The following is a 25,893-nucleotide window of genomic DNA, read 5'->3' as shown; positions in this document are numbered from 1 at the left end:
TGGACCAATGAGAACATCGCTCTGGGTAGCGAACCCTTCCCGGCTGACGTATTTTCGCCTTGCTATCCTGTTGTTGGACCATGATCTTTTTCGAAGACGCGTTCGCCCTTTTGGATGTCGTGCTCTATCTCAAACGGATGCCATGATTGTCGTCCCGGCGGACGAAACCAGCACGTTAAGGTGGGACAGGTCTGATGATCGATGACGAGCCGGACAGCGAACGCGTTTCGGCGCTGGCGCCGTTCCGGCACGGCATCTTCCGCGCCGTCTGGTCGGCCAGCCTGGTGTCGAATTTCGGTGGCCTGATCCAGGGCGTCGGCGCCGCCTGGATGATGACCACCATCGCCACGTCGCCCTATCAGGTGGCGCTGGTCCAGGCCTCGGCCACTCTGCCGATCATGCTGTTTGCACTCGTCGCCGGCGCCATCGCCGACAGCTTCAACCGGCGCAAGGTGATGCTGATCGCCCAAATCTTCATGCTGGTCGTCTCTGCACTTCTAACGCTGTTCACCTGGAACGGCTGGATGACGCCGTGGACGCTGCTTGCCTTCACCTTCCTAATCGACAGCGGCACGGCGCTCAACAACCCGTCCTGGCAGGCATCGGTCGGCGACATGGTGCCGCGCAACAAGCTGCCGGCCGCGGTTGCACTCAATTCACTGGGCTTCAACCTGACACGCAGCGTCGGCCCGGCGATCGGCGGCATCATCGTTGCCGCCGCTGGTGCGGCTGCTGCGTTCGCCGCCAATGCGCTGAGCTATATAGGTCTTATCATCGTGCTCTTCCGCTGGAAGCCGGAGCTGCCGGTCTCGACGCTGCCGCGCGAGACGCTGGGCGCCGCCATGGGCGCCGGCCTGCGCTATGTCGCCATGTCGCCCAACATCGGCAAGGTGCTGGTCAGGGGCTCCGCCTTCGGCTTCAGCGCCGGCGCGGTTTTGGCGCTGCTGCCGCTGGTGGCGCGCGACGTCGTCAAGGGCGATGCCTTGACCTACGGCATCATGCTCGGCGCCTTCGGCATCGGCGCCGTCGGCGGCGCGCTGATAAGCGTGCGTCTCAGACAATTGCTGTCCAGCGAGACGATGGTGCGGATGGCCTTCGCCGGCTTTGCCGTCTGCGCCTTCAATGCCGCCATCAGCCTCAATGCCTGGCAGACTGCGGCGGGTTTGCTCATCGGCGGCGCCTGCTGGGTGATCGCGCTGTCGCATTTCAACGTCACGGTGCAGATGTCGACGCCGCGCTGGGTCGTCGGCCGGGTGCTGTCGGTCTACCAGACGGCGACCTTCGGCGGCATTGCGCTGGGCAGCTGGATCTGGGGCGTCGTTGCCGATGCGCATGGCGCCGAAACCGCGCTGATTGCGGCGGCCATCGCGATGCTTGTTGGCGGCGCCATCGGCCTGTTCCTGCCGCTGCCGCAGCAGACGACTCTCAACCTCGACCCGCTCAACCGCTTCAAGGAGCCGCATCTCGGCCTCGACCTGAAGCCGCGCAGCGGCCCCATCGCCATCATGATAGAGTACATTATCCGCGACGAAGATGTGCCCGAATTCCTCGCCACCATGGCCGAGCGCGGGCGCATCCGCCGCCGCGACGGCGCCCGCAACTGGACGCTGGCTCGGGACCTAGAAAATCCCGCAGTCTGGATCGAACACTACCACACGCCAACCTGGCTGGAATACATCCGCCACAACCGGCGCGCCACCCATGCCGACGCCGTCGTCGGCGAGCGGGTGCGGGCGCTGCACAGCGGCGACGAACCGCCGCGCGTGCGCCGCCTGATCGAGCGCCCGACGACCGCCGGCACCGCGCTGGTCTCGCCGAAGGGGCCGATCGATCACTGAGCTCGCCATAGCCGTAGCGCCGGTCAGCCGGCGCTCTGGATCATGTAGAGCTTGCGCGTGGTCTCGCGTATCAGCCACTCGCCCTTCCAACCCTGCGGCAGGACGAGGAGATCGCCCGGACCGAGTTCCCGCACCTCGCCATCGATGCGGCTCAGTTCCACGCGCCCCGAAATGATGTGGCAGATCTCCGACGAGTCCGAACGATCGGCGGTGAAGCGGCCGGGCGTGCATTCCCAGATGCCGACATCGACAGTCCCGTCCGGCGATTGAAAGAACGAGCGCACGGCCTCGACCTGATCCCCTTCAATCGAGGTTGGCTTAGGAGAGAACGCGCCGATCTCGGCCTTGGCGAGATCGCGGAAGGTCGAAAGATCGATCAAGTCTAGCTCCATGGATAAGAGCAATTCCAGGAAAGCGGTCTGCCCCGGAATTGCGTGAGAACAAATGGCTTTAGTGGCCGGTGATGCTGTCGGCCAACGCGGCCAGCTTCGAGGTGTGCGCAAGCCCTGCCGCCTCGCGGCCATCGGCAATGCGATAAAGCTGGTACATCGAATGCACGCCCAGCCAGCGGAAGGGCTCCGGTTCCCATGGCCTGACCTTGCGGTTGACCCAGGGCAGCTTCGTCAGCTCGGTGTTTGCCCCGAGAACAAGGTCAGCCAGCGTGCGCCCCGAAAGGTTGGAGCTGGACACGCCGAGGCCGACATAGCCGCCGGCCCAGCCCATGCGGGTCGCGGGGTCGAGGCCGACCGTGGTGCACCAGTCGCGCGGCACGCCGAGCACGCCGCACCAGGCGTGATCGATGCGGCATCCCTTGGTCTGCGGCAAGAGCGTCGTCAGGATCGTGTGCAGCTGGTCGATCGTGGCCTGCTGCGTCTGGCCGTTGACGTCGGTGCGCGAGCCGTAGCGATAAGGCACGCCGCGTCCGCCCATCGTGATGCGTCCCTCACGCGTGCGCTGGGCATAGCAATAGGCATGCGCCGCATTGCCGAGCAGTTCGTGCCCTTCCCAACCGATGTCGCGCCACAGGTCGGGCGGCAGCGGCTCGGTCACGATCTGCGCGCTGTTGAGCGCCAGCCAGGTCCGCTCCTCGCCGGGGATGCCTGATGTAAAACCCTCGGTCGCGCGGATGATCGTCTCCGCCTGCACCGTACCGCGGTCTGTCGTCACGCTGCCCTTGGCGATGCTTGTCACCGTCGTCTTCTCATAGATCGGCACGCCCAGCCGCTCGGCGGCATCGGCAAGCCCACGCACCAGCTTGGCCGGCTGCACCCGCGCCTGGCCATGCACGACGAAGCCGCCCATGACGTTACGGATGTTGATGCGCGTGCGCGTTGAGGCGGCGTCCAGCATCTCGACGCGGTTCGGGTCGACATCCCAGGAACGGATCGTCTCGCATTCTTCGCGCACACGCTCCAACTGCGCTGCGTTGGTGGCCACCGTCAGATTGTCGACGCGGCGAATGTCGGCGTCGATGCCTTCCTCGGTCGCGACCCGGATCACTTCGTCGACGCAGCCTGCCATCGCAGCCTGCATCGCCATCACGCCTTGCCGGCTCGATGTCTTGACATATTTTTCGCGCGACCAGCTGAAGCCGCCCGACAGCCAGCCGCCATTGCGCCCCGAAGCGCCGAAGCCGGCAAATTCGCGCTCGACGATCACGACGCGCAGCGATGGCTTCGCCTTTTTCAGATAGTAGGCGGTCCACAGGCCGGTATAGCCGGCGCCGACAATGGCGACATCGGCCTCGATGTTTCCAGGCAAGGGCGGGCGCGGAACGGGAACCGCCCCCAGATCCGCATACCAGAACGATTTGTCGCCATTGCGCTTGGCTTGCATGGAATGACTTTCAGATGGGATCAGGCCAGATGGGATCAGGCCAGATGGGATCAGGCCAGATGGAATCAGGTGAGTGTGGTGTCGGCGCTTGCGTCGTCCGCCAGCAGCTTGGCATCGCTGCCGTCGACGTGGCAAGCGCCGAGTAGGGACATTTAAGATGCGGGCCGAGGCCTAGTCTTCGCCCGACAGGTCGCGCCGCGCCTTGTCGAGTTCCTCGGCGTAGCGCCGTATCAGATGGCCCTCGGTCAAAAGCCCGACAACGGCCCGGTTGTCGAAATTCTCGACCACCGCCAGTTCCTCGGCGACGGCGCGCTGGATGGTTTCGCCGGTGGACTGGACGTTCATGGTCGGCACCAGCACCGCATGCCGGAATTTGGCCGGCGCCAGCACCGGCGTCTCACCATCGGACGGATCGCTGTGCAGTTCGGCGACGATCAGCACGCCGACATAATGCCGGCTGCTTGCGGCGCCATTCTGGCGCTGAGGCGCAGTCAGGCTTCCCGCCCCGCTTCAATTCCCCGCGAGCGTGTCGAGGTATATGAGCGGTCGCTTACGCAATCGACGCAGCTGTGTTATTTTTGCCCGTCCCTCAAGGAGGAGAAGATGAGTGCGCGGGGACTTTTTTCATTAGCTGTTGGCATGATTTTTTTGAGCTCGTCTGCGGTGAGCAATTCAAGCATGGATATGCCGTTTGGGTCTGTTGTGTCGCACCCGATGTCTCTTTTGGCGGGAGGCAATCCGGAAAACCAAAGCCGGCCGGCAAAGGAATTTATCCAGACTGCACAACAAGATGTTTGCTGTCCTGGCGGCTACCCTTGGTATCGCAATTCGACGAACACCTGCTACGGCAGCTATGAAGACTGCCACGATACCGATGGCGGCGGATGGTCCTGCAGACAGGTCAACGCCTGCTAGACTTTCTTGGGCCCACGCCTTCTTGACTGTGCCCGGTCCTCAGATCGGCTTCGGCTCGCCGGCCTCATAGAGCATGAGGTTGCGCTCGCCTATGCCGAGCGATGCCCAGCTCGCCCGCCAATCGGCGATGTGAGGCGAGCGGAAATGCGCGTCGAGCGCGGCCCTGTCGCTCCACACCTCGGTTACATGGATGAGCCCGGCGTCGAGCACGTCCTGCGCGTAGGAGTATTCGATGCAGCCGGGCTCCGCACGGCTGCCCAGTATCATGCGCCGCATGGCCGGCCTTGCCTCGTCGAGCCGTTGCGCAGGCAGGCGAATGGTGCCGATGATCACCAGCATGATCTCTCTCCTCAAGGCCTCTGTCGTCCTGGCAAGTAACCAGTCCTCCCACCCTCGCGCAAGCTTGACCGGTTAGGCTCGAAGGGCTGTCGCGTGCTCGGCAGGCTTGTGATTGGGGACGATATGGCCGTCAGCGAAAGCTTAGCGACAGGAACAGTGGCCAAGAACGGCCGCGATGTCTTCTTCGCCATCGGCATCGTCATCATCCTGGCCGTGCTGTTCCTGCCGATCCCGGCCTTCCTCATCGACATCGGCCTCGCCTTCTCGATCGCACTGTCGGTGCTGATCCTGATGGTGGCGCTGTGGATCCAGCGGCCGCTCGATTTCTCGTCCTTCCCGACCGTGCTGCTGATCGCCACCATGCTACGGCTATCGCTCAACATCGCCACCACGCGCATGATCCTGTCGCACGGCAATGAGGGCACGCACGCCGCCGGCTATGTCATCGCCGGCTTCTCCAAACTTGTGATGGCCAGCGATTTCGTCATCGGCCTGATCGTCTTCATGATCCTGATTGTGGTCAACTTCATCGTCATCACCAAAGGCGCCACCCGTATTGCCGAAGTCGGCGCCCGCTTCACCCTCGACGCCATCCCCGGCAAGCAGATGTCGATCGACGCCGACCTGTCCGCCGGCATGATCGACGACAAGACAGCGCAACTGCGCCGCCGCGAGCTAGAAGAGGAATCCTCCTTCTTCGGCTCGATGGACGGCGCCTCGAAATTCGTCCGCGGCGACGCCATTGCCGGCCTTATCATCACCGCCATCAACATCGTCGGCGGCATCGCCATCGGTTACATCAGGCACGGCATGGGCATGGGCGAAGCCGCCGATGTCTTCATCAAACTGTCGGTCGGCGACGGCCTCGTCACCCAGATCCCGGCGCTTATCGTTTCGCTCGCCGCCGGCCTGCTTGTGTCCAAGGGCGGCACGCGCGGCTCGACCAACCAGGCGGTGTTCGGCCAGCTCGGTGCGCATCCGCGCGCGCTCTATGTCGCGGCCTCGCTGCTCGTCCTGCTCGGCCTGATGCCCGGCCTGCCGTTCTTCCCGTTCTTCACGCTGGCCGCCGGCATGGCCGGCCTTGGCTACGTCATCCCGATGCGCGCCAACCGAGAGGCTGCCGCCGCCGAAGCGATCAAGGATCTGGAGAAGGCGAACAAGGTCGAGGAAGAGAAGAACTCGGTCAAGGCTTCGCTGACCACCGCCGAGATCGAGCTTCTGATTGGCAAACAGCTGTCGACGCGGCTGCTGGTGTCGCATCAGGAACTGGTGTTCCGCATGGCCAAGATGCGCAAGAAATTTGCCACGCAATATGGCTTCGTCGTGCCGGAAGTGCGCGTCGCTGACGATTTCGGCATCCCGCCGAAAAGCTATCAGATCAAGGTCCACGGCACCGTCGTCGCCGAATACCAGATGCGCGTCGGCGAGATCATGGTGCTGCTCGGCAACCGGGATTTGCCCGACGTTCCCGGCGAGGAAATCCGCGAGCCGGCCTTCGGCATGCGCGCCTTCTCGGTGCTCGAAACCTTCGCCGAGGATCTGAAGCGCGAGAACTATACCTTTGCCGACAACATGTCGGTGCTGCTCACCCATTTGTCCGAGGTGATCCGCAACAACCTGCCGCAGCTTCTGTCCTACAAGGACATGAAGGCGCTGCTCGAGCGCCAGGATCCGGAATACCGCAAGCTCGCCGACGAGATCTGCACCTCGCACATCTCCTATCCCGGCCTGCAGGCGGTGCTGAAATTGCTGCTGGCCGAACGCGTATCGATCCGCAACCTGCATTTGATCATCGAGGCTATCGCCGAGATCGCGCCGCATGTGCGCCGCACCGAGCAGATCGTCGAGCATGTCCGCATCCGCATGGCCCAGCAGATCTGCGGCGATCTCTCCGAGGGCGGCATGCTCAAGGTGCTGCGCCTCGGCAACCGCTGGGACCTCGCCTTCCACCAGAGCCTCAAGCGCGACGCCAAGGGCGAGGTGCGCGAATTCGACATCGACCCGCGCCAGCTGGAGGAATTCGGCCAGGACGCGACCAAGGCGATCCGCAAGCATCTCGAGGCCGGCGAGCGTTTTGTCCTCGTCACCGCGCCCGATGCTCGCCCCTATGTGCGCATGATCATCGAGCGCCTGTTCACGACGCTTCCCGTTCTCTCCCATGTCGAAATCGCCAAGGGCGTCGAGATCAAGGTGCTCGGGACGATCTCGTGAACATACTGTCGCAAGGCGTCGTCATCGCCGCCTTCCTCGCCTTCTGTCGCATCGGCGCCTGCTTCATGCTGATGCCGGGCCTGTCCAGCGCCCGCGTGCCGGTCCAGGTCCGGCTGTTCGTGTCGATCGCCGCCACCGGTGGCCTGCTCGCCTTCCTGTGGGACAAGATCTTTCCCTTCGTCGATGCGCGTCCGCAGGTGCTGGCGCCGATGATCATCTCCGAACTTTTGGTCGGCGGGCTGATCGGCGCGATGACGAGGCTCTACATGGAGGCGCTGCGCTTCATGGGTTCGGCCATCGCCATGCTGATCGGCTATGGCGGCACCGGCGGCCCCGCCATCGAGGAGCCAGAGCCGCAGGCGGCCCTCGCCGCCATCATCTCGTTTTCAGCGTTGCTGCTGCTCTTCGTCTTCGATTTCGACCACGAGATCATCCGCGCTCTGGTCGCCTCCTACACGGTGGCGCCGGTCAACGTCTTCTTCAATCCGCAGGCCGCCCTGGTCGATCTCACCGACACGGTGTCGGACGCCTTCTTCCTGGTCATCCGGCTCGGCAGCCCGTTCATCGCCTATGCCATCCTGGTCAATTTGACGATCGGCTTCGTCAACAAGCTGACGCCGCAGATTCCGGTCTACTTCATCTCACTGCCTTTCGTCATCGCCGGCGGCATGATCATCTTCTACTTCGCCATCGGCACCATGCTGTCGCTGTTCGTCGACGGCTTTGTCGATCTGACGCTGGCGAGGTGAGATGAGCACGCGCAAGGAACGGCTGAAGAAACTGGTCAAGGTGCAGGAGCAGCTGAAGGCCCTGCACGAGACGCGCCATGCGGCCTTCCTGGCGGCAGCGGCAACCGCCGAAACCGAGGCCAGGGAACTTGTCCAGCATTTCGACGCCGACCAGTCGATGGCGGTGCTGTTCCCTGACCTCTACCATCGCCGCATCGCCAATGCGCTGGTCCGGCAGGAAGCGAGCCTGGAAAGCGCCAGGCAGGAGATCACGCTCATCGCCACTGCGACGGCGCGCACCAACATGGTCGAACGTGCCTACAAGGACGTGCGCCGACAGGACGAACGCGAACGCTCCGACCGCGACCGGCTCGATCTGATCGCGCAGAGGCGAGGGCAGGAATAATCGGAAGTTAGAGCCGGGTCACCTGCGGACGGCGTTCGGTTTCGTTCCGTGCGGCGGGCTGTGTTGGGTGTACGGCGCCGTGTTCGGCCTCTGCGCCTACGCCACCTACGATCTGACCATGGCGACGCCGGCAGCGCCCACCGCAAACGACCAGATCGCATCGACCCAGCCGGAGTTGCCGCTGCTGATAGCAATGGCCTAGCATCCGGCGAAGGATTTCGAGCCGGCAAGCCTGCCACAAGCTTGTTGCGGCATGGTCGCTCAGGAAACCCGGCAAAGAGGCGGACTTTCTTGGCGATTTCTCCACCCAGTGACATCGTTCTCGATGTTGCCCGAGCCGTCGACCCGGCGGATATCGAGGCTGCCCGTGCCGCGCTGGCCAAGCGGGCCAACGGCGTTGGCGGTAATTTTTCTGTCGACATGGCTGCTTCGGTCGATGCCGGCTCGATCCTGTCGCGCGCTACCGCCGACAAGGCCGCCGCAAATGCCGATCCCGCCAGCAAGTTCAAGAAGTTCGAGGCGATGGTCTTGCAGACCTTCATCCAGAACATGCTGCCCAAGGACACCGAGGGCGTCTACGGCAAGGGGCTGGCCGGCGACATGTGGAAATCGCAGCTTGCCGAGCGTGTCGCCGACGTCATGGCCGAGCGCGGCGGGATCGGCATCGCCAAATCGCTGCTCGCCGACCACTACAAGGACGGCAAGCGCACCGTGCCGATCGGCCCGGTGTCAACCGGGCCGCACAAGACCGAGATCGACCAGCAGACCCGGCTGTCCACCTCGCTGGTCGAGGAATTGCAGCGCAAGGCCGCACGGTCGATGACCGGCGACGAGACGACCATCAAAACCGAAATCAAGATCTAGACCAGGATTTTCAATGGCCGATTTTTCAAAATACTCTTCCAACCTGCCGGCGCGTACGTCCGAAGCGCCGATCCCGTTTGCACGGCCGGGCAACCTTGCCGCCATCATCGGCCGCATCGAGGAAGCGGTCGAGGAAGAGACGGCCGGTTTGAAGAACGACACCAGCTATGACCTCAAGGCCTCCAACGCCCGCAAGAGCCGCTACCTCTATGAGCTGACCCGCGCCATGAAGGGCGCCAACGAGATCGAATTCCTGGAACAGCATCGCGACAGTCTGGCGCGGCTGCGCCAGAAGCTCGCGAAAAACGAGGCTGCAATCCTCGCCCACCTCAACGCGGTCAACGAAGTCGCCACGCTGTTGAAGAACGCCATTCAGCGCGCCGAAGCCGACGGCACCTATTCGGCCGGCGAATTCGGTTGGGCGAGCTGATGATCTCGGCAACAGGCGGGAACAACCGGTGATCAAATTCATCGCTGCCGCGATCTGGATCTGCGCCGCCACGCTTGGCGCGGTGTTCTATTCGTTCCAGGCGGCCGGTGAGCGCGGCGTCGGCGAGACGCCGAAACCGATGCTGGGTGGCCTCGACTACGTCAAGACCGACATCATCTCGGTGCCGCTGATCCGCGATTCCAAGATCGACGGCTATTTCCTCACCAAGCTCGTCTACACGGTCGAGCCGGCCGAGATAAAGAAGATGTCGATTCCGGCCGAAGCGCTGATGACCGATCAGGTCTATTCCTATCTCTACTCCAATCCTCAGATCGACTTCACCAAGAAGGAAACCATCGATCTCGATGCCTTCCGCAAGGCCATACGCGACACCGTCAACGCCCGCGTCGGCGCCGACCTGGTGCATGAAGTGCTGATCGACCAGGTCAACTTCCTGACCAAGGACGAAATCCGCGACAACGCCATGCGCCGCCGCAAGGATCCGGCCACGCCGACCGAACCGGCCCCGGCGGAATCGGCCCAGGCCGAGGCGGCGAAGCCCGCTGCTGAACACTAACCTTCGTCGCAGGGCGAATGTTCTCTGCCGCATTCCTTCCGACTGAAACGAGATGACGCATCGCGCGTTGACGTTTACGTCAACTCGAAGCTATATGCGCCAAGCGACCAGGATCGCGGCACGCGCGAGACAGCGACTCGGCGGACGCCGGTCACTGAAGCGCGGCAAAACGCAACGAGACCAGGAGAACAGTCATGAGCGTTCAGGACATTGCCGAGAAGATGAGGTCGCGCGTGGCGAGCGCCGGGTTCGAACATTCCGTGAAGTTCGATACCGGCAGCAACGGCGTCATCGTCATCGACGGCGCGACCGTCTCGACCACCGATGCGCCGACCGACTGCACCATCAAGCTGTCGCTCGACGATCTCGATTCGCTGATCGCCGGCGACCTCAACCCGACCATGGCGTTCATGTCCGGCAAGATAAAGGTCGAAGGCGATATGTCGGTCGCCATGGCGCTCAGCCAACTGATCGGCTGAGCCCTTCGCAAAAACAAAACGCCGCCCTCGCTGAAATGCAAAGGACCGGCGGCGTTTGTTTTTGACCAATCAGGCGGCCAGCGACAGCCTCTGCGCCTTGAGCTTGCGACCTGCAGCCCTCAGCGTGCCACGCGCGCCGTCGAGCGCACCATCGATCAGTTCCAGCGCCAGCAGGCGGTGCCGCTCGTACGGACCAGGCATGGCAAGCGCGCCGGTCTTCTCCGCCGAGAAGCCGAAGCGGCCATAGTAAGGCGCATCGCCGACCAGCAGCACCGCGGCATGGCCGAGACGCGCGGCCTCGGCCAAAGCATGGTGCATCAGCGCCGAGCCGATGCCGGCGTTCTTCAGCGCAGGATCGACGGCGAGCGGTCCGAGCAGAAGTGCTCCCGGGCCGCCCTCGCCAAGACGCACGTCCCACAGCCGCACCGTGCCGGCAACCGCGCCGGCGGCATCCCGCACGACAAAAGCGAGGCCTTCGGAAGGCCGGCGGCCGCGCCGCAGCTTCTCCGACGATTTCTTGCGCCGCATCGGCCCCATGGCGCGATCGAGCAACGCTTCACGCGATGCAATGTCTGCCGCAGTTTCGGCGACGATGGGAATGGCGCGGGCACTCTCCCCCCTCGAGGGGGAGATGTCGCCGAAGGCGACAGAGGGGGTCGGCACGACCTGACGCGACACCGCGTCGTGGACGAGGGATGCCGGCGCTTCACGCGAGACGACCCCCTCTGGCCTGCCTGCCATCTCCCCCTCAAGGGGGGAGATTCCCACGGCACCATCAATGTAATTTACAATGTCCATTTCCGCGATCCTTCACGAGCGGAGCTTGTTCCACAGGCGAACCCGAGCGGACGCAAACGTCCGCCTGAGGTGATCTGAAGGCCGAAGCCGTCAGATCACGTAGGATCGGAGAGGCTCGAAGCCGTTGAAGGCGACCGCCGAGTAGGTGGTCGTGTAGGCGCCGGTGCCTTCGATCAGCACATCGTCGCCGATGGTCAGCGACAGAGGCAGCGGATACGGCGTCTTCTCGTACATCACGTCGGCCGAATCGCAGGTCGGGCCGGCGAGCACGCAAGGTGCTGTCTCCGAGCCGTCATGGCGGGTGACGATCGGATAGCGGATCGCCTCGTCCATCGTCTCGGCCAGACCGCCGAACTTGCCGATGTCGAGGAACACCCAGCGCACATTGTCGTTTTCGGCCTTCTTGGAGATCAGCACGACTTCCGACTTGATGACGCCGGCATTGCCGACCATGCCGCGGCCCGGCTCGATGATGGTCTCAGGGATCGCATTGCCGAAATGCTTGCGCAGCGCCGAGAAGATGGCCTGGCCATAGGCCTGGGCCGCCGGCACGTCACGCAGATAGCGCGTCGGGAAACCGCCGCCCATATTGACCATCTTGAGGACGATGCCTTCGTCGGCGAGCGTGGCGAACACCTTCTTGGCGTCGGCCAGCGCACGGTCCCACGCCGTCAGGTCGGTCTGCTGCGAGCCGACATGGAACGACACGCCATAGGCGTCGAGGCCGAGCGTCCTGGCATGGCGCAGCACGTCGACGGCCATCGCCGGCACGCAGCCGAACTTGCGCGACAGCGGCCACTCGGCGCCTTCGCCGTCGGTCAAAACGCGGCAGAACACGCGCGCGCCGGGAGCGACGCGGGCGATCTTGTCGACCTCCTCGACGCAGTCGACGGCAAACAGCCGAATGCCGAGCTGGTAGGCGCGTGCAATGTCACGCTCCTTCTTGATGGTGTTGCCGAAGGAGATGCGGTCCGCCGGCGCACCGGCGTCCATCGCCATCTCGACCTCGGCAACGGAAGCGGTGTCGAAGGACGAGCCCATCGCAGCAAGCAGGCGCAGGATCTCCGGCGCAGGGTTTGCTTTCACCGCATAGTAGATCCTGGAATCGGGCAGCGCCTTCTCGAAGGCACGGAAATTGTCGCGCACGACATCGAGGTCGACGACGAGGCAGGGGCCGGACGGACGTCGGGTGGCGAGGAAGTCGAGGATGCGCTGGGTGGCCATCGGGGTCTCTCCATTAACGCCTTGCGGCGCGCAATAAGGCTGCGGGACGCGGGCTTTCGGCCTCGCGAACACGCGGTCAAACAAAGGCGGGACGGAAATCCATGGAACCAGCCGGTGGAGACCCCGGAACCATGAAACGCCGTCTCGCGGCGGTGAACCTTGGCCTTGCCCGGCCTCGGTTCGCTTTGTCTGCCTTGGCTTGGATGGGAGACCCGTCCGCACTGCCGGCAATGAAGGTGTGCCTCTTCAGTAACCCCGGTCTTTGGACGACCGGCAGAACACCAGAAAGGCCCGCACCGTCGTTGCTTCAAGGTGTCCTCGGGCTGGCGGTTGGCCGCTAGACCGACTGGAGGGGTTAGCTCCAGTTACCTTACCGATTTCCCTCACCATTCGAGGATCGGCGGACACCCACAGGCACGTGCGACTTTGGGCAAGCGCGATATAAGATCGAAAGATTTCACAATCAATAAAAATCGTATCCCAGGTTGTAAAATTTCCGGCATCGAACAATGCTGGCCTACTGTATACGGATATCGAACGATGCCAGGCACACACGGCCCGCTCAACGCCTTTCTCGACCTGCGCCGCATGCCGGTCGCCAATGCGGAACTGGGGCCGCTGGCGGGGCTCAAACTGGCGGTAAAGGACATTTACGACGTCGCCGGCTATCGCACCGGTTGCGGCAATCCGGTGAAGTTCGCCGAGTCCCACGCCGCGTCGAGCACCGCACCGGCCGTACAGGTGATTCTCGATGCCGGCGCGCGCTTCATCGGCAAGACGCAGACCGACGAGTTCGCCTTCTCGCTGATGGGCCAGAACGCGCATTTTCCGTTTCCGGTGAACCCGGCTGCCCCCGACCGCGTCACCGGCGGCTCGTCCTCCGGATCGGCCGCGGCGGTGGCCGGCAAGCTCGCCGACATCGCCACCGGCTCGGACACCGGCGGCTCGATCCGCGCCCCGGCGAGCTTTTGCGGATTGATCGGGCTGCGCACCACGCATGGCCGCATCTCGCTCGAAGGCACGATGAAGCTGGCGCCGAGCTTCGATACGTTCGGCTGGTTCGCCGACGACATCGAAACCTATGAGACGATCGGCAAGCTGTTGCTTGGCCGCGACCCGCATCAGCATCCGCTCAACCGGCCGCTGTCGATCCGCTGGCTGGACGCCTTCGTCGCCGGCCCGGCCGAGGCAGCCGAATATGCCAGGATGAGAGCGCTGGCCGCCAGTCTTGTCGGTGAGCCGGCGCCGGTAGAGTACAGCTTCGCCTCCTTCCCCGACGAGCTCTACTGGTGCTTTCGCCGCCTCCAGGCCGCCGAGGCCTGGCAGCAACATGGCGCCTGGATCATTTCGGGCGAGCGCAATCTCGGGCCGGGCGTCGAGGAGCGCTTTGGTTTTGGCAGGACAATCGACGAAAAGACCGCGCGGGCCGAGGCGGTGCGCCGCCTGACCTTCCGCTCCGAGCTGGCTGCCTTGCTCGGCCAAGACGGGTTTCTTGTCCTGCCCACCGTTCCAGGCCCCGCACCTCTGGTCAAACGCGAGCCGCAGCAGCTCCAGGCCTACCGCGAAAGGGCCTTGCATCTTTTGTGCCTTTCGGGTCTTTCAGGCTTTCCGCAAATCACCCTGCCGCTGGGCTCGGTCGACGGTGCCCCTTTCGGCCTCTCGCTGCTCGGCCCTCCCGGCAGCGACATTGCCCTGATACGGCTCGGCCGGCGAATTCTCGATGCGGCACGAAAGGCCTGATGATGGATACACTGACCCGCATGCGCGCCTTCATCGACGTCGTCGAGGCCGAAGGCTTTTCGGCGGCCGCGCGCAAGATCGGTCGCTCCAAGGCGCTGCTGTCGAAATATGTGCGCGAACTCGAGGACGAACTCGGCGCGCTGCTGCTCAACCGCACCACGCGGCAGTTCTCGTTGACTGAGGCCGGCCATACCTATTACAGCCGCGCTTCGGAAATCGTGCGCGAGGTCGACAGCCTAGCCGACGCCGTGCGCGAATCCTCCGGCGACGTGCGCGGCAGGATCAAGCTCTCCGCGGCGCGCACCTTCGCCGACGCGCCGATAGGCCAGTCGCTCATCGACTTCGCCAAACAGCATCCCGACATCGTGCTCGACATCCATCTCGACGACCGTTTTGTCGATCTGGTCGAGGAAGGTTTCGATCTTGCCGTGCGCATCTCGCGCCTGGAGAACTCATCGCTGATCGCCCGCCGCCTGGGGCCGTTTTCGATCAAGCTTTGCGCCTCGCCGGAGCTGATCGCCAAGCACGGCAAGCCGACGCGCCCGCAGGATCTCGCCAACTTGCCCTGCATCGTCGACACCAATGGCCGCTCGCTCGCCAACTGGCGCTTCAGGGGCGATGGCGAGGAGTCAGTCAGTGTCAACGTATCGGGTCCCATCGAGGTCAACAGCCCGATGGCCGCGCGAGCCGCCGCCGTGTCCGGTCTGGGCTTCACCATCCTGCCGGATTTCATCGCCGCGCCCGACCTCGCATCCGGGCTTCTGGTGTCGTTGCTCGACGACCGCATCCAGTCGGGCAGCGGCATTTTCGCCGTCTACCCGCACCGTCGCTATCTGCCGGCCAAGGTCCGTGTCTTCGTCGATTTCCTGGTGCAATGGTTCAAGAACCGCGAGAGCGCTTGAGCCGGTCCTGCCGTGCCGCGGTCCCAATTTCGCCCCGTTTCTGGTAACCTCTCGAAATCTCTCCGAGGCCGATGGAACAGCGACCGAGAATGCATCTGAAACGGCACGCAATCATGCTGGCTTCGGCCCTGGCGACGACTTTTGCCTCCGTCGGAGCGGCTGGCGCGCATCCTCATGTCTTCGCCGAGGCCCGCCTCGACGTGATCCTCTCTCCGGATCACCAAAGTGTGAAAGCGCTGCGTCACCTCTGGCGTTTCGATGATCTGTTTTCGAGTACGGTGATGATGGAGTTCGACAAGAACTCCGACCTGAAGCTTGACGACAAGGAGCTGAAGGATGTCGCCGACACCGTTCATGCCTCGCTGGCCGAGTTCAATTATTTCCAGCTCGTCACCGTCGACGGCAAGGACGTGCCGATGACGCCGCCACCGCATCTTATGGCCAATTTCGAAAACGACCAGCTGATCATCCTGTTCGAATCCGAACCCAAGGTGCCGATCAAGCTCGCCGGCAAGATCGATTTCGGCGTCTACGATCCAACCTTCTACACAGCGATCGACTTCACCGAGGATAGCAACATCACGGTGGAAGGCCTGCCCTCGAGCTGCACCAAGAGCGTCATCCGGCCTGATCCAGACGAGGCGATCAAGGAAAACCAGAAGACCCTGACGGACGCGTTCTTCAACGACCCGACAGGCACCGACATGAGCAAGATCTTCGCCACCAAGCTCGAACTGAATTGCCCGCCAGAAGGATAGATCCGGTGATGAAACCGTCCCTGCGTTTGGCATTCGGCCTCGTGGCCGCTGCCCTGCTGATGACGCACTTTCTCGGGCAGGCCCATGCCCAGAGCTCACTCGGCATCGGTGTCAATGACGGCATGGCGCCCACCACCGGCCCGTTCGCCCACATCCTGATGTGGATCAATCTGCGCCAGCAGGAATTCTACCGCGCATTGGCCACGGCGATGAAAGCAATGCGCGAGGACGGCAGCAAGATGTGGCTGCTGATCGGCCTGTCCTTCGCCTATGGCATTTTCCACGCCGCCGGCCCCGGCCACGGCAAGGCGGTGATCTCGTCCTACATGGTGGCCAATGAAGTGGCGCTCAGGCGCGGTATCCTGCTGTCCTTCGTCTCGGCGCTGCTGCAGGGCCTGACCGCGATCCTGGTGATGCTGCTTGCCTATTTCGTCCTGCGCGGCACCGCCATCTCGATGACCGACGCAGCCTGGTTCATGGAGATCATGAGCTATGTCTTCGTCACTTTGTTCGGCGCCTGGCTGCTGTGGCGCAAGCTTGGGCCCACGGTCCAGCGCTGGTTCGGCAGGGCGCCCGCCTACAGCCTGTCGGCAGCCCACGCCGGCCATGGCGGCCATTCGCATGCCGGTCACAGCCACGCGGCGCAGGCGCATGCCTTGCATGTGCATCACGACCATTCGCATGATCATCACGATCACGCCGCGCACGACCACGACACGCACGATCATTCCCATCACGACCACGCTCATCACAATCACGCCGCTCACGATCAACCGGCCGGCGAGGTCTGCGACACGTGCGGCCATTCGCATGCGCCTGATCCGGCGCTGCTGTCGGGCGACCGCTTCGACTGGCGCACGGCCTGGTCGGCTGTAGCCGCCGTCGGCATCCGCCCCTGCTCCGGCGCGCTGATTGTGCTCAGCTTCGCGCTGCTCAACGGCCTGTGGCTCGGCGGCCTGCTGTCGGTGCTGGCGATGTCTATCGGCACCGCCATCACAGTCTCGGCGTTGGCGACGATCGCTGCGACAGCCAAGAACTGGGCGGTCTATTTCGCCGGCGATGGCCGCATGGGCAACCGTATCCACACATTCGTCGAAATCGGCGGCGCCGCGTTCGTCTTCCTGTTCGGGCTGTTGCTGTTGTCGGCGAGCCTGTCCGGAACTGTATGACCTCGGCGGGTCAGGCCTGACCCGCGATCTTTCCGCCCAACTCATCCTCGATATGAGCGCGGATGATTTCATCGAAACTGTTTTCGGCGCTGAAGCCGAGGTCCCTTGCACGGCGCGCCTCGAAGCGCGTCGGCCAACCCTTGACGATCGCCCAGATGGTCTCATCCGGCTGTTCGCGGATCAGCTTCACGACGTCGGCGCCTGCAATGCGCTCCAGCGCCTCGATCTGCTCGCCGACGGTGACGGCAACGCCGGGCATTGTGAGGTTGCGGCGCGGCCCGACAGCGGCACCGTCGAGCCCGGCGGCATGGATCAGGAAGTTCACCGCCGAACGCGGGCTGGCATGGGTGTGCAGCACCGAGCGCGGCACCGGCAGGATCGCCTCGTGGCCGCTCAGCGGCTCGCGGATGATGCCGGAGAAGAAACCTGACGCCGCCTTGTTCGGCTTGCCGGGCCGCACGCAGATGGTCGGCAGCCTTATGCCGATGCCGTCGAAGACGCCGCGCCTGGAATAGTCGGCCAGCAGCGCCTCGCTCATCTGCTTCTGGGTGCCGTAGGAGGTCAGCGGCGTCGGATGAAAGTCGTCCGGGATCACATCGGGGAACGGCGCGCCAAACACCGCGATCGACGAGGTGAAGACGAGGCGCGGCGAAAAGCCCGCCAGCCGGACCGCATCGAACAGAGCCCGTGTGCCGTCGAGATTGACGCGGTAGCCGAGATCGAAATTGGCTTCCGCCTCACCCGACACGATGCCGGCGAGATGGAACATGACGTCGGGGCGTGACGCCACCAGGCTCTCGGCAGCACCGGCGTCGGCAAGGTCGCCGGTATGCGTGGCGATGCTGACGCCGTCCATCGCCGGCGCCTGCGGCGGCACGATGTCGTGCAGGTCGAGCCCGGTGATCTTGCGGCCGTTGAGCGTGCCGTCCTTGGCCAGCCGGTCGACAAGTTTGCGGCCGACCATGCCGGCGGCGCCAGTAATCAGGATGCGCATTTCAAAGCCTCTTATTTGCCCTTGTTCTGGCTGCGACCCCGCAACCAGAACACCAGAAAGAATGCCAGCACGAAGGCGATGCCGACGATGCCGGCAAGTACGGTCGAGATATTGCCGACAGCCAGCATCACCGTCGGCAGATAGAACGCCGCGATGCCGAACAGCAGCATGATCCAGGCTGCGGCAATCAGCGCGTTTCGCGTGTCGCGATCCATCATGCCGTCCCGCCACAGCGGGAACTCGTCAACTCGGATGCCAATGCCATGAAATTCCCTGTCAGTGATAATGGCCGTGATGCGGTGGCGCACCATGGTCGTGGTCATGATCGTGCTCGTCATGGCTGTCGGCGCACTGGCCGAATTCCGGTTCGACCGTCGCGTGGCTGATGCCGTGTTCGGCGGCGAGCCGCTTCTTGATGGCGCTGACCGCCTGGTGCGGATCGACGCCATCGTTGAGGCAGGCATGCAGCGTCGCCATGTTGCTGGAGCCGTCCAGCGACCAGACATGCATATGGTGCACTTCGCGCACGCCCTTGACGGTGCCGGCAATGTCCTTGGCGATGATGTCGCGGTCGAGGCTTGCCGGTACGCCTTCGAGAAGGACGTGGGCGGCTTCGCGCATCAGCGACCATGCGGTGGACAGGATCAACACCGAGACCAGCACCGACAGAATCGGGTCGATCGGCGTCCAGCCGGTGGCCAGGATGACCAGCGCCGCCACGATCGCCGCCGCCGAACCGAGCAGGTCGCCCAGCACATGCAGGATGGCGCCGCGCATGTTGAGGCTGTCGTGGTCGCCGCCATGCAGCACGAAGAACGAGGCGAAGTTTACCAGAAGGCCGGCGATCGCCACCACCAGCATCGGCCCGCCCAGCACCGGCGCCGGCGTCATCAGCCGGCCCCAGGCTTCGTAGACGATCCACAAAGCAATGGCGAAGATGGCGATGCCGTTGGTGTAGGCGACCAGCGTCTTGACCCGGCCGAAACCATAGGTCAGGCGCACTGTCGCCGGCCGTCCGCCAAGATGGAAGGCGTACCAGGCAAGGCCAAGCGCGATCGAGTCGGCGAGCATGTGGCCGGCGTCGGCCAGCAGCGCCAGTGATCCCGTCAAAAGGCCGCCAAGCACTTCGGCCACCATGAAGCCGGCGGTCAGGCAGGCTGCGATCAGCACACGCTTCTTGTCGGTCGAGCCATGCAGGTGGCTGGCGCCATGCCCAGCAAGCGAACCATGATCATGGCTGTGCGCCATCGGAAAAAACTCCTGTTACGCGCCGAACTCGGCGCGGAAATCCTCGAGCCGCCGCTTCTGCCGGCCTTCGCCATCGAAATTGGCGGGATCGAGCCATGCCTCATAGGCTTTGCGCAGCGCCGGCCATTGCTTGTCGATGATCGAGTACCATGCGGTATCGCGGTTTTCACCCTTGACCACAAGATGCTGGCGGAAAATGCCCTCGAACTTGAAGCCGAACCGTTCCGCCGCGCGCTTTGACGGCTCGTTGCGGTTGTTGCATTTCCACTCGTAGCGGCGATAGCCGAGCCCGTCGAAAATATACTTCATGAACAGGAACTGCGCCTCGGTCGCTGCCGGCTTGCGCGAGATCAGCGGCCCCCAATAGATGTTGCCGATCTCGATGACGCCATAGGTGGGATCGATGCGCATCAGCGTCTGTCGCCCGGCGACCTTGCCGCTGGCCTTGTCGATGACGGTGAAGAACAGCGGGTCCTCGCTCGCCTCGACCTTGTCCAGCCATGGCTGGAAATCGGCGCGGGTTTGCGGCGGGTAGTCGGGCAGCCAGGCAAAGCGTCCATCGATGTCGGGCACGGACGACGCCTCGTACAACCCATCGCCGTGCTTGTCGGCGCTCAGCGGTTCGAGCCGGACATAGCGGCCGTCAATGGGCTTGCGCTCGGGCCGCGGACGCGCTTGCCAATCTTTGAGATTTTCCGACACGCAAAACTCCAATCCGTTTGACTTTTGTGAGCAGACGCTCACAAAAACGCGACCTAACAGCAAGAACCACACGGACGGGAAAAATGCTCCACACGATTTCGGCCTTCGACCGCCTCGGCGAGGAAAACGCCTTTGCCGTGCTGGCGCGCGCCACTGCACTGGCTCAACAGGGCCGCGACATCGTCAATCTCGGCATCGGCCAGCCCGACTTCAAAACGCCGCAGCACATTGTCGACGCAGCGATAAAGGCGCTGCGCGACGGTCACCATGGCTACACCCCGGCCAACGGCCTGCTGGCGACGCGCGAAGCGGTGGTGCGGCGCACGCTGGCCACCACCGGCGTCGAGGTCTCGCCGGAAAATGTGATGATCCTGCCCGGCGGCAAGCCGACCATGTTCGCGGCCATCTTGATGTTCGGCGAACCCGGCGCCGAGATCCTCTATCCAGACCCAGGCTTTCCGATCTACCGCTCGATGATCGAGTTCACCGGCGCCGCGCCCATTCCGGTGCCGATCCGCGAGGAGAACGGCTTTGCCTTCTCGGCAGAAGAGACGCTGGCGCTGATCACGTCGAAGACGAGGCTCCTGATCCTCAACTCACCGGCCAACCCGACCGGCGGCGTCACGCCGCGCGCCGAGATCGAGAAGCTGGTGAAGGGACTGCAAGCGCATCCGCAGGTCGCTATCCTCTCCGACGAAATCTACGACGTCATGACCTATGACGGCGAGACGCATTTTTCGCTGCTCAATTTTCCGGAAATTCGCGACCGGCTGATCGTGCTCAACGGCTGGTCGAAGACATGGGCGATGACCGGCTGGCGCATGGGCTGGTCGATCTGGCCGAATGGCGACAAGGGCGCGCATCTCTACGACAAGGTGCGCAAGCTGGCGGTCAATTGCTGGTCCTGCGTCAACGCGCCGAGCCAGTTCGCCGGCATCTCCGCCATCGACGGCCCCCAGGACGATGTCGACAAGATGATGCGCGCCTTCGACAACCGCAGGAAGATCGTGGTCGAGGGGCTGAACGCGCTGCCCGGCGTCTCCTGCATCACGCCCAAGGGCGCATTCTATGCCTTCCCGAATGTTTCGAAGACCGGCTGGAAGGCCAAGAAGCTCGCCTCGGCACTGCTCGAGGAGGCCGGCGTGGCGCTGATCGGCGGCCCCGATTTCGGCATTCTCGGCGAAGGCTACATCAGGCTCTCCTACGCCAATTCCGAAGAGAACATCTTGCGCGCGCTGGAGCGGATCGAGTCGTTTTTGAAGAGGTAGGCCTTCGGCTCTTCACCCACGCCCCACGAACGGCATCTTGGTCGCCATCACCGTCATGAACAGCACATTGGCATCGAGCGGCAGGCTGGCCATGTGGACGACGGCGTCGGCGACGCGCTGGACGTCCATCACCGCTTCGGCGGCGATGGTGCCATTGGCCTGCGGCACGCCGACCGTCATTGCGTGCGCCATATCGGTCAGCGCGTTGCCTATGTCGATCTGGCCGCAGGCGATGTCATGGGGCCGGCCGTCGAGCGCCAGCGTCTTGGTCAGCCCCGATATGGCGTGCTTGGTCGCGGTGTAGGGCACCGAGCCCGGCCGTGGCGCATAGGCCGACACAGAGCCATTGTTGATGATGCGGCCGCCCATTGGCTTTTGCTTGCGCATGACGCCGAAGGCGGCGCGGGCGCATAGGAACGATCCGGTGAGATTGACGCCGACAATATCGTTCCAGACCTCGACCGGGATCTCGTCGATCGGCGTCGACTTGTAGCTCATGCCGGCATTGTTGAAGAGCAGGTCGACGCGGCCGAAGGCTGCGGCCACCGTCTCGAACAGGTCATCGACTTCGCCGGCCTTGCTGATGTCGCAGGCAACCGCCAGCGCCTTGGCGTCCGTTTTCCCGGCCTCGGTAATGGCGGCATCGAGCACCGCTTTGCGGCGGCCGCAAAACACCGTGTTCCAGCCCGCCTTGAGCAGCGCCGTGGCGACGCTCTTGCCGATGCCGGTGCCGGCGCCGGTAACAATGGCGGTTTTCTCTGTGAGGACTGTCATGATTTTGCTCCTGCGCGCCGCGCATCCCCGGCACAGATCGGGGTGCATCCGAATGCACCGACCCATCGCAAATGAGGGCGATCATGGCAAGCCGGACACTAATGTATGTCGCTCAAAAGTGGCCCCGGTTCTGAGAGAACGACATGCATCAGGACAAAAACATGAAGCGCCACGCGCTTTATGTGATCGGTCCGACAAAAAGGGCGGTCATTGGCGACCGCCCCCTGATCTGAACCGGGCTTGGGAGGAGGAAAAGCCGATCCGACTGACTAAAATCATGCGCTTCCTCGGTAAACGAGACGTTAACGCATTTTTTCCGGCCTCGGCGCCCCTGCCCCAGGCGCGCGGCTGCGTTGTCTACCAGCGCGGGTTCGGCGCCGTGCCTGACGGAACCGGCACCTTGGCCGCCGACACCGTCGCCTCGACATGATCGACGAGCGCATCCGGCAGGCCGAGCCGGCCGGCGAGCAGGTCGAGATAGCCGCGTTCGGCGCGCGTATCGGGGTCGATCGTCAGTCGGGACGCCGTGTAGAGCTCGAGCCTCTGCTCATCGGTCTTGGCGCCTGCGACCAGCGTATCGAGGTCGAGCGGGCTGTCCAGCTCGGCCATCAGAAACTTTTCCGCTTCCGTGCCGATGCCGGCCAGACTGAGCTTGCCGGCGATCTTTTGGCGTTCCGCGTCATCGACATGGCCATCGGCCTTGGCCGCCGAGATCATCGCCCGCACCAGGGTCAGCGTGAACTCGTCCTCCCCCTGTGGCGCCTGTGAAGGATGAAAGCCGGTGTCGGCGGGCGGCGGCAGCAATTCCGGCTGGCCGGCCGCCGGCGCCTGCTCGGGTGCATTGCCGGCCTTGTAATTCTGGTAGGCCTTGTAGGCGAGACCGCCGATCGCAGCCAGTCCGCCGAGCTTCACGGCCGTGCCGGTGACCTGCCGTCCCGTGCCGGTTCCAAGCAGCACCGCGGCCAGCGCACCGGCGGCCAGCGGATTGTCCTTGGCCATCTGCACAGCCTGCCCGGCCTTGTCGCGAACGGTGCCGGTTGTGCCGGGAACTTGCGAGCCGAGCAGATCGTCGAGAAGCTTCTTGGGGTCGAACATGGTGCCTCCAGAAAAGGGCCCGCGCCAACGTGGACGGGCAGGTTTTGGACGTTGCAGACGTAGGTCCCGATTGTTGACATTACAATGACGGACCGGCGCTTTGCTATCGGCGCCGGCAATGCCGCAAATCAAATTCGATGTGTCGAAACCCGCCTCGGCTTCGGTTAGTGTCGCCGCAACGTCGGCGAGGGAGGAGTTTTGCCGTGACCGATCAGCCAGACCGCGACCAAGCACGAGATCCCCAGGATCTGGAGCGCCTGCTAATTGATCGGCAATGGGCGGGAGACATTGAGGGCATGGTAGCGCTGTTCGAACCCGATGCCGTCATCGACACCGGAGCAGCCGAATTGACGCGTGGCCATGAGGCGATCCGCGCTTTGTTCGAAGCCTTTGCCGCGAGCTGGCGAAAATTCCAGCGCGGCGAGCAGCGCCCGGCGGCCATTAGCGGCGAACTCGCGTTGACGTCGACCAGGCTTGCCGACGGCTCGATAACCTCAGAGGTCGCGCGCCGGCAGGCCGACGGCACATGGCTGTGGGTGATCGACCGCTATTCTGTCGTGTGGTGATCCAGTCAGGGCGTCGGCGGCACTTAACTGCCGATATGTCCCCTGCCCTGCGCCTGCGCAAGTTCGACCTGGCGCTGGCGCTCGGCATAGCGGGTGCGATCCTCATCCGAGCGTGCCTCGTAGCAATGCGGGCATGACACGCCGGTGGAAAAATGCGGCGACAGCCGGTTCTCCGGCGTCAGCGGATGCCGGCAGGCGCGGCAGAGTTCGGCCTCGCCTTCGGTCAACCCATGCGACACCGAGACCCGCTCGTCGAAGACGAAACACTCGCCCTGCCACAGGCTGTCTTCGGCCGGCACCTCTTCGAGATATCTGAGGATGCCGCCCTTGAGATGGAACACATCCTCGAAGCCGAGCGACTTCACATAGGCCGTCGCCTTTTCGCAGCGGATGCCGCCGGTGCAGAACATCGCAACCTTGCGGCCGTCGAGTTGGTCGCGGTGTTTTTCCACCCAGGCCGGGAATTCGCGAAAGCTCGACGTGCGCGGGTCCACCGCGCCCTCGAACGTGCCGATCGACACTTCGTACGCGTTGCGTGTGTCGATGACGATGGTGCCGGGGTCCGAGATCAGCGCGTTCCAGTCGGCCGGCGCGACATAGGTCCCCGCACCCGTCGCCGGGTCGAGGTCTTCGACGCCCATGGTGACGATCTCGCGCTTCAGCCGCACCTTCATGCGATGGAACGGCATTTCGGCGGCAGTGCTGTATTTGACCTCGAGATCGGCAAGACCCTCGATGGCCTCGAGATAAGCGATCAGGTCGGCTATGTCGGTTTCGCTGCCGGCGACCGTGCCGTTAATGCCCTCCTGCGCCAGAAGCAGCGTGCCCTTGATGCCGCGCCCGCAGCAGAAGGCGGCAAGCGGCGTGCGCAAGACCCGCAGCGCGTCGAAGTCGCCCAGCCTCGCAAATTTGTAGAGCGCGGCGACGCGCACGGGTTCATGGTTGGTCATCGCCAAGCCACTAGACCGTGGTCAAAGCGGATTCAAGGCAGAGCTAAAGACACTTCGTCGGTATTCGCCCGCAGGCTCGTTGGCCGACATGTGACATTGCGGCAGGCCGAGTTTCGTGGACTCGGAATCGGCCTTCTGCTAATCGGTTGAAATCACCCAGGGAGAGAAAAGCCAATGCCCAGCAAGACCGAAAAGCTCCTGTCGCTGCTCAATGGCCAGCCGGTCATTCCGGTGCTGAAGATCGCCAATGTCGCGGACGCCGTCCCGCTCGCCCGGGCGCTGGCCGCCGGCGGCCTGCCGGCGATCGAGATCACGTTGAGAACCGCCGATGCGCTGGAAGCGATCCGCCGCGTGGCCGGTGAGGTCGAGGGCGCCATTGTCGGCGCCGGCACAATTCTCGATGCCAAGCAGTTCGACCAGGCAGCGGCGGCTGGCTCGAAGTTCATCGTCAGCCCCGGCATCACGCGCGAGTTGCTGGCGGCGGCCAAGGACAGCGACGTTCCCTTGCTGCCCGGCGCCATCACGCCCGGCGAGATCATGGCTGCCCGCGAGGCCGGCCTGCGGTTCCTGAAATTCTTCCCGGCCGAACAATCCGGCGGCATCGCCTCGCTGAAGGCCTTTGCCTCGCCGCTGGCCGACGTGAAATTCTGCCCGACCGGCGGCATCTCGGCCAAGAACGCCGCCGACTATCTCAGCCTGTCCAACGTTATCTGCGTCGGCGGCTCGTGGGTGGCGCCGGACGAGTTGGTCAAGGCCGGCAAGTGGGATGAGATCGAGGCGCTCGCACAGACCGCGAGCAAGCTCGGAAAATAACCTCCGCTACTTTATCTTTGCGCAATCCCAAGGGAAGCGCTCCGCGCTTTCCCGGGAAAATCACAGTGTTCCCGGAATTGCACTCGGCACAAAAACCCGCCAGCTGCGCCGACCGGGTTTGCTACGCGTTGAGATTTTGGTTCCCGCTCAAGGGCTCGAACCTCGATTCACGCCTTCAAAGGGCGCTGTCCTACCATTAGACGAAGCGGGAATGCAGCTTGGTGGTTAGCATTCTGTGGCGATGGAAGCCAGTGCTCGAGATCTCGCTA

At 63.8% G+C, this 25,893-nt stretch carries 30 protein-coding genes and 1 tRNA gene; 17 read left to right on the top strand and 14 right to left on the bottom strand.

What is annotated here, in order from left to right; all coding sequences use genetic code 11:
* Positions 1-194 precede the first annotated feature (194 nt).
* The gene (locus NLY42_RS13715) at positions 195-1,838 is read left to right on the top strand and encodes an MFS transporter (RefSeq protein WP_023671898.1); all 1,644 of its coding nucleotides are present in this window, start codon (positions 195-197) and stop codon (positions 1,836-1,838) included.
* Positions 1,839-1,861: 23 nt separating this feature from the next.
* Here NLY42_RS13715 and NLY42_RS13710 read toward each other — a convergent pair whose 3' ends face one another.
* The 3 genes from NLY42_RS13710 to NLY42_RS13700 all read right to left on the bottom strand — a co-directional run bounded on the left by NLY42_RS13710 (position 1,862) and on the right by NLY42_RS13700 (position 4,115).
* On the bottom strand, positions 1,862-2,230 hold the full coding sequence (locus NLY42_RS13710; RefSeq protein WP_081730900.1) for a cupin domain-containing protein: 369 nt from the start codon (positions 2,228-2,230) through the stop codon (positions 1,862-1,864).
* Between the two features lie 58 nt (positions 2,231-2,288).
* Positions 2,289-3,674: an NAD(P)/FAD-dependent oxidoreductase gene (locus tag NLY42_RS13705; RefSeq protein WP_023755013.1), complete on the bottom strand. Its 1,386-nt coding sequence runs from the start codon at positions 3,672-3,674 to the stop codon at positions 2,289-2,291.
* A 171-nt stretch (positions 3,675-3,845) separates the two neighbouring features.
* A complete protein-coding gene (locus NLY42_RS13700) occupies positions 3,846-4,115 on the bottom strand; it encodes a hypothetical protein (protein WP_023755014.1) in 270 nt (89 codons plus the stop codon).
* 162 nt (positions 4,116-4,277) lie between these two features.
* On the opposite strand from NLY42_RS13700, the gene NLY42_RS13695 reads away from it, so the two are divergent.
* Complete coding sequence (locus tag NLY42_RS13695; RefSeq protein ID WP_155922379.1) at positions 4,278-4,589, top strand: hypothetical protein; 312 nt, start codon at positions 4,278-4,280, stop codon at positions 4,587-4,589.
* Positions 4,590-4,628: 39 nt separating this feature from the next.
* Here NLY42_RS13695 and NLY42_RS13690 read toward each other — a convergent pair whose 3' ends face one another.
* Positions 4,629-4,928 carry a putative quinol monooxygenase gene (locus tag NLY42_RS13690; RefSeq protein ID WP_023755015.1) on the bottom strand — a complete coding sequence of 100 codons (300 nt, stop codon included), beginning with the start codon at positions 4,926-4,928 and terminating at the stop codon, positions 4,629-4,631.
* Positions 4,929-5,051: 123 nt separating this feature from the next.
* Here NLY42_RS13690 and flhA point away from each other — a divergent pair, with 123 nt between their 5' ends.
* The 8 genes from flhA (at position 5,052) to NLY42_RS13650 (ending at position 10,623) form a co-directional block, all read left to right on the top strand.
* Positions 5,052-7,139 (top strand): flagellar biosynthesis protein FlhA, encoded by a 2,088-nt coding sequence (gene flhA / locus NLY42_RS13685; RefSeq protein WP_023671908.1) that lies wholly within the window; start codon positions 5,052-5,054, stop codon positions 7,137-7,139.
* Positions 7,136-7,888 carry a flagellar biosynthetic protein FliR gene (gene fliR / locus NLY42_RS13680; protein WP_023691740.1) on the top strand — a complete coding sequence of 251 codons (753 nt, stop codon included), beginning with the start codon at positions 7,136-7,138 and terminating at the stop codon, positions 7,886-7,888. Before flhA ends, fliR begins: the two co-directional genes overlap by 4 nt.
* A gap of 1 nt (position 7,889) precedes the next feature.
* Complete coding sequence (locus NLY42_RS13675) at positions 7,890-8,273, top strand: hypothetical protein (protein ID WP_023755016.1); 384 nt, start codon at positions 7,890-7,892, stop codon at positions 8,271-8,273.
* A gap of 67 nt (positions 8,274-8,340) precedes the next feature.
* Positions 8,341-8,475 (top strand): hypothetical protein, encoded by a 135-nt coding sequence (locus tag NLY42_RS13670; protein WP_023691742.1) that lies wholly within the window; start codon positions 8,341-8,343, stop codon positions 8,473-8,475.
* A gap of 89 nt (positions 8,476-8,564) precedes the next feature.
* The gene (locus NLY42_RS13665) at positions 8,565-9,137 is read left to right on the top strand and encodes a rod-binding protein (protein WP_023671918.1); all 573 of its coding nucleotides are present in this window, start codon (positions 8,565-8,567) and stop codon (positions 9,135-9,137) included.
* Positions 9,138-9,150: 13 nt separating this feature from the next.
* The gene (locus NLY42_RS13660) at positions 9,151-9,567 is read left to right on the top strand and encodes a hypothetical protein (RefSeq protein ID WP_023671919.1); all 417 of its coding nucleotides are present in this window, start codon (positions 9,151-9,153) and stop codon (positions 9,565-9,567) included.
* 28 nt (positions 9,568-9,595) lie between these two features.
* Positions 9,596-10,144 (top strand): hypothetical protein, encoded by a 549-nt coding sequence (locus tag NLY42_RS13655; protein WP_023683275.1) that lies wholly within the window; start codon positions 9,596-9,598, stop codon positions 10,142-10,144.
* A 194-nt stretch (positions 10,145-10,338) separates the two neighbouring features.
* Positions 10,339-10,623, top strand: coding sequence for an SCP2 sterol-binding domain-containing protein (locus NLY42_RS13650; protein WP_023683274.1), 285 nt, complete (start codon positions 10,339-10,341; stop codon positions 10,621-10,623).
* A 69-nt stretch (positions 10,624-10,692) separates the two neighbouring features.
* Here the strand turns inward: NLY42_RS13650 and NLY42_RS13645 are convergent, their stop codons facing one another.
* Both NLY42_RS13645 and odc2 read right to left on the bottom strand, forming a co-directional pair.
* Positions 10,693-11,364 carry a GNAT family N-acetyltransferase gene (locus NLY42_RS13645; protein WP_023683273.1) on the bottom strand — a complete coding sequence of 224 codons (672 nt, stop codon included), beginning with the start codon at positions 11,362-11,364 and terminating at the stop codon, positions 10,693-10,695.
* 147 nt (positions 11,365-11,511) lie between these two features.
* The gene (odc2, locus tag NLY42_RS13640) at positions 11,512-12,645 is read right to left on the bottom strand and encodes an ornithine/lysine decarboxylase (RefSeq protein WP_023671923.1); all 1,134 of its coding nucleotides are present in this window, start codon (positions 12,643-12,645) and stop codon (positions 11,512-11,514) included.
* A gap of 540 nt (positions 12,646-13,185) precedes the next feature.
* On the opposite strand from odc2, the gene NLY42_RS13635 reads away from it, so the two are divergent.
* The 4 genes from NLY42_RS13635 to NLY42_RS13620 all read left to right on the top strand — a co-directional run bounded on the left by NLY42_RS13635 (position 13,186) and on the right by NLY42_RS13620 (position 17,214).
* The gene (locus NLY42_RS13635) at positions 13,186-14,385 is read left to right on the top strand and encodes an amidase (RefSeq protein ID WP_023755017.1); all 1,200 of its coding nucleotides are present in this window, start codon (positions 13,186-13,188) and stop codon (positions 14,383-14,385) included.
* A 2-nt stretch (positions 14,386-14,387) separates the two neighbouring features.
* Complete coding sequence (locus NLY42_RS13630; protein ID WP_023671925.1) at positions 14,388-15,287, top strand: LysR family transcriptional regulator; 900 nt, start codon at positions 14,388-14,390, stop codon at positions 15,285-15,287.
* A gap of 89 nt (positions 15,288-15,376) precedes the next feature.
* Entirely contained in the window at positions 15,377-16,045 is a 669-nt protein-coding gene (locus NLY42_RS13625) for a DUF1007 family protein (protein WP_023683271.1), read from the top strand.
* Between the two features lie 8 nt (positions 16,046-16,053).
* Positions 16,054-17,214, top strand: coding sequence for a nickel/cobalt transporter (locus NLY42_RS13620; protein WP_196814085.1), 1,161 nt, complete (start codon positions 16,054-16,056; stop codon positions 17,212-17,214).
* Positions 17,215-17,224: 10 nt separating this feature from the next.
* On the opposite strand, the gene denD is transcribed toward NLY42_RS13620, so the two are convergent.
* From denD to NLY42_RS13600, 4 genes are read right to left on the bottom strand one after another with little or no spacing between them, the layout of a single operon-like run.
* Positions 17,225-18,208 (bottom strand): D-erythronate dehydrogenase, encoded by a 984-nt coding sequence (gene denD, locus NLY42_RS13615; protein WP_023691747.1) that lies wholly within the window; start codon positions 18,206-18,208, stop codon positions 17,225-17,227.
* Between the two features lie 11 nt (positions 18,209-18,219).
* The gene (locus tag NLY42_RS13610) at positions 18,220-18,426 is read right to left on the bottom strand and encodes a hypothetical protein (protein WP_023683268.1); all 207 of its coding nucleotides are present in this window, start codon (positions 18,424-18,426) and stop codon (positions 18,220-18,222) included.
* Between the two features lie 58 nt (positions 18,427-18,484).
* Positions 18,485-19,456, bottom strand: a complete 972-nt coding sequence (locus tag NLY42_RS13605; RefSeq protein ID WP_023683267.1) for a cation diffusion facilitator family transporter — start codon at positions 19,454-19,456, stop codon at positions 18,485-18,487.
* 15 nt (positions 19,457-19,471) lie between these two features.
* Positions 19,472-20,158, bottom strand: a complete 687-nt coding sequence (locus NLY42_RS13600; protein WP_023755018.1) for a GNAT family N-acetyltransferase — start codon at positions 20,156-20,158, stop codon at positions 19,472-19,474.
* Between the two features lie 83 nt (positions 20,159-20,241).
* Here NLY42_RS13600 and NLY42_RS13595 point away from each other — a divergent pair, with 83 nt between their 5' ends.
* A complete protein-coding gene (locus NLY42_RS13595) occupies positions 20,242-21,426 on the top strand; it encodes a pyridoxal phosphate-dependent aminotransferase (RefSeq protein WP_023707642.1) in 1,185 nt (394 codons plus the stop codon).
* A gap of 12 nt (positions 21,427-21,438) precedes the next feature.
* Here NLY42_RS13595 and NLY42_RS13590 read toward each other — a convergent pair whose 3' ends face one another.
* Both NLY42_RS13590 and NLY42_RS13585 read right to left on the bottom strand, forming a co-directional pair.
* The gene (locus NLY42_RS13590) at positions 21,439-22,200 is read right to left on the bottom strand and encodes an SDR family oxidoreductase (protein WP_023737654.1); all 762 of its coding nucleotides are present in this window, start codon (positions 22,198-22,200) and stop codon (positions 21,439-21,441) included.
* Between the two features lie 357 nt (positions 22,201-22,557).
* The gene (locus tag NLY42_RS13585) at positions 22,558-23,295 is read right to left on the bottom strand and encodes a tellurite resistance TerB family protein (RefSeq protein ID WP_023671935.1); all 738 of its coding nucleotides are present in this window, start codon (positions 23,293-23,295) and stop codon (positions 22,558-22,560) included.
* Between the two features lie 203 nt (positions 23,296-23,498).
* On the opposite strand from NLY42_RS13585, the gene NLY42_RS13580 reads away from it, so the two are divergent.
* The gene (locus NLY42_RS13580) at positions 23,499-23,861 is read left to right on the top strand and encodes a YybH family protein (RefSeq protein WP_023755019.1); all 363 of its coding nucleotides are present in this window, start codon (positions 23,499-23,501) and stop codon (positions 23,859-23,861) included.
* A 23-nt stretch (positions 23,862-23,884) separates the two neighbouring features.
* Here the strand turns inward: NLY42_RS13580 and trhO are convergent, their stop codons facing one another.
* Positions 23,885-24,811, bottom strand: coding sequence for an oxygen-dependent tRNA uridine(34) hydroxylase TrhO (trhO, locus tag NLY42_RS13575; protein WP_023704004.1), 927 nt, complete (start codon positions 24,809-24,811; stop codon positions 23,885-23,887).
* A 174-nt stretch (positions 24,812-24,985) separates the two neighbouring features.
* Between trhO and NLY42_RS13570 the strand changes: the two genes are divergently transcribed.
* On the top strand, positions 24,986-25,624 hold the full coding sequence (locus tag NLY42_RS13570) for a 2-dehydro-3-deoxy-phosphogluconate aldolase (RefSeq protein WP_023747148.1): 639 nt from the start codon (positions 24,986-24,988) through the stop codon (positions 25,622-25,624).
* A 137-nt stretch (positions 25,625-25,761) separates the two neighbouring features.
* Here NLY42_RS13570 and NLY42_RS13565 read toward each other — a convergent pair.
* Positions 25,762-25,835: transfer RNA gene (locus NLY42_RS13565), tRNA-Gln, on the bottom strand.
* Between the last annotated feature and the right edge of the window lie 58 nt (positions 25,836-25,893).

Origin of the sequence: Mesorhizobium sp. C372A, assembly GCF_030323245.1 — a bacterium.
GTDB lineage: Bacteria > Pseudomonadota > Alphaproteobacteria > Rhizobiales > Rhizobiaceae > Mesorhizobium.
Note: the sequence above shows the minus strand (reverse complement) of the source record. Positions and strands in the feature narration are given on the sequence as shown.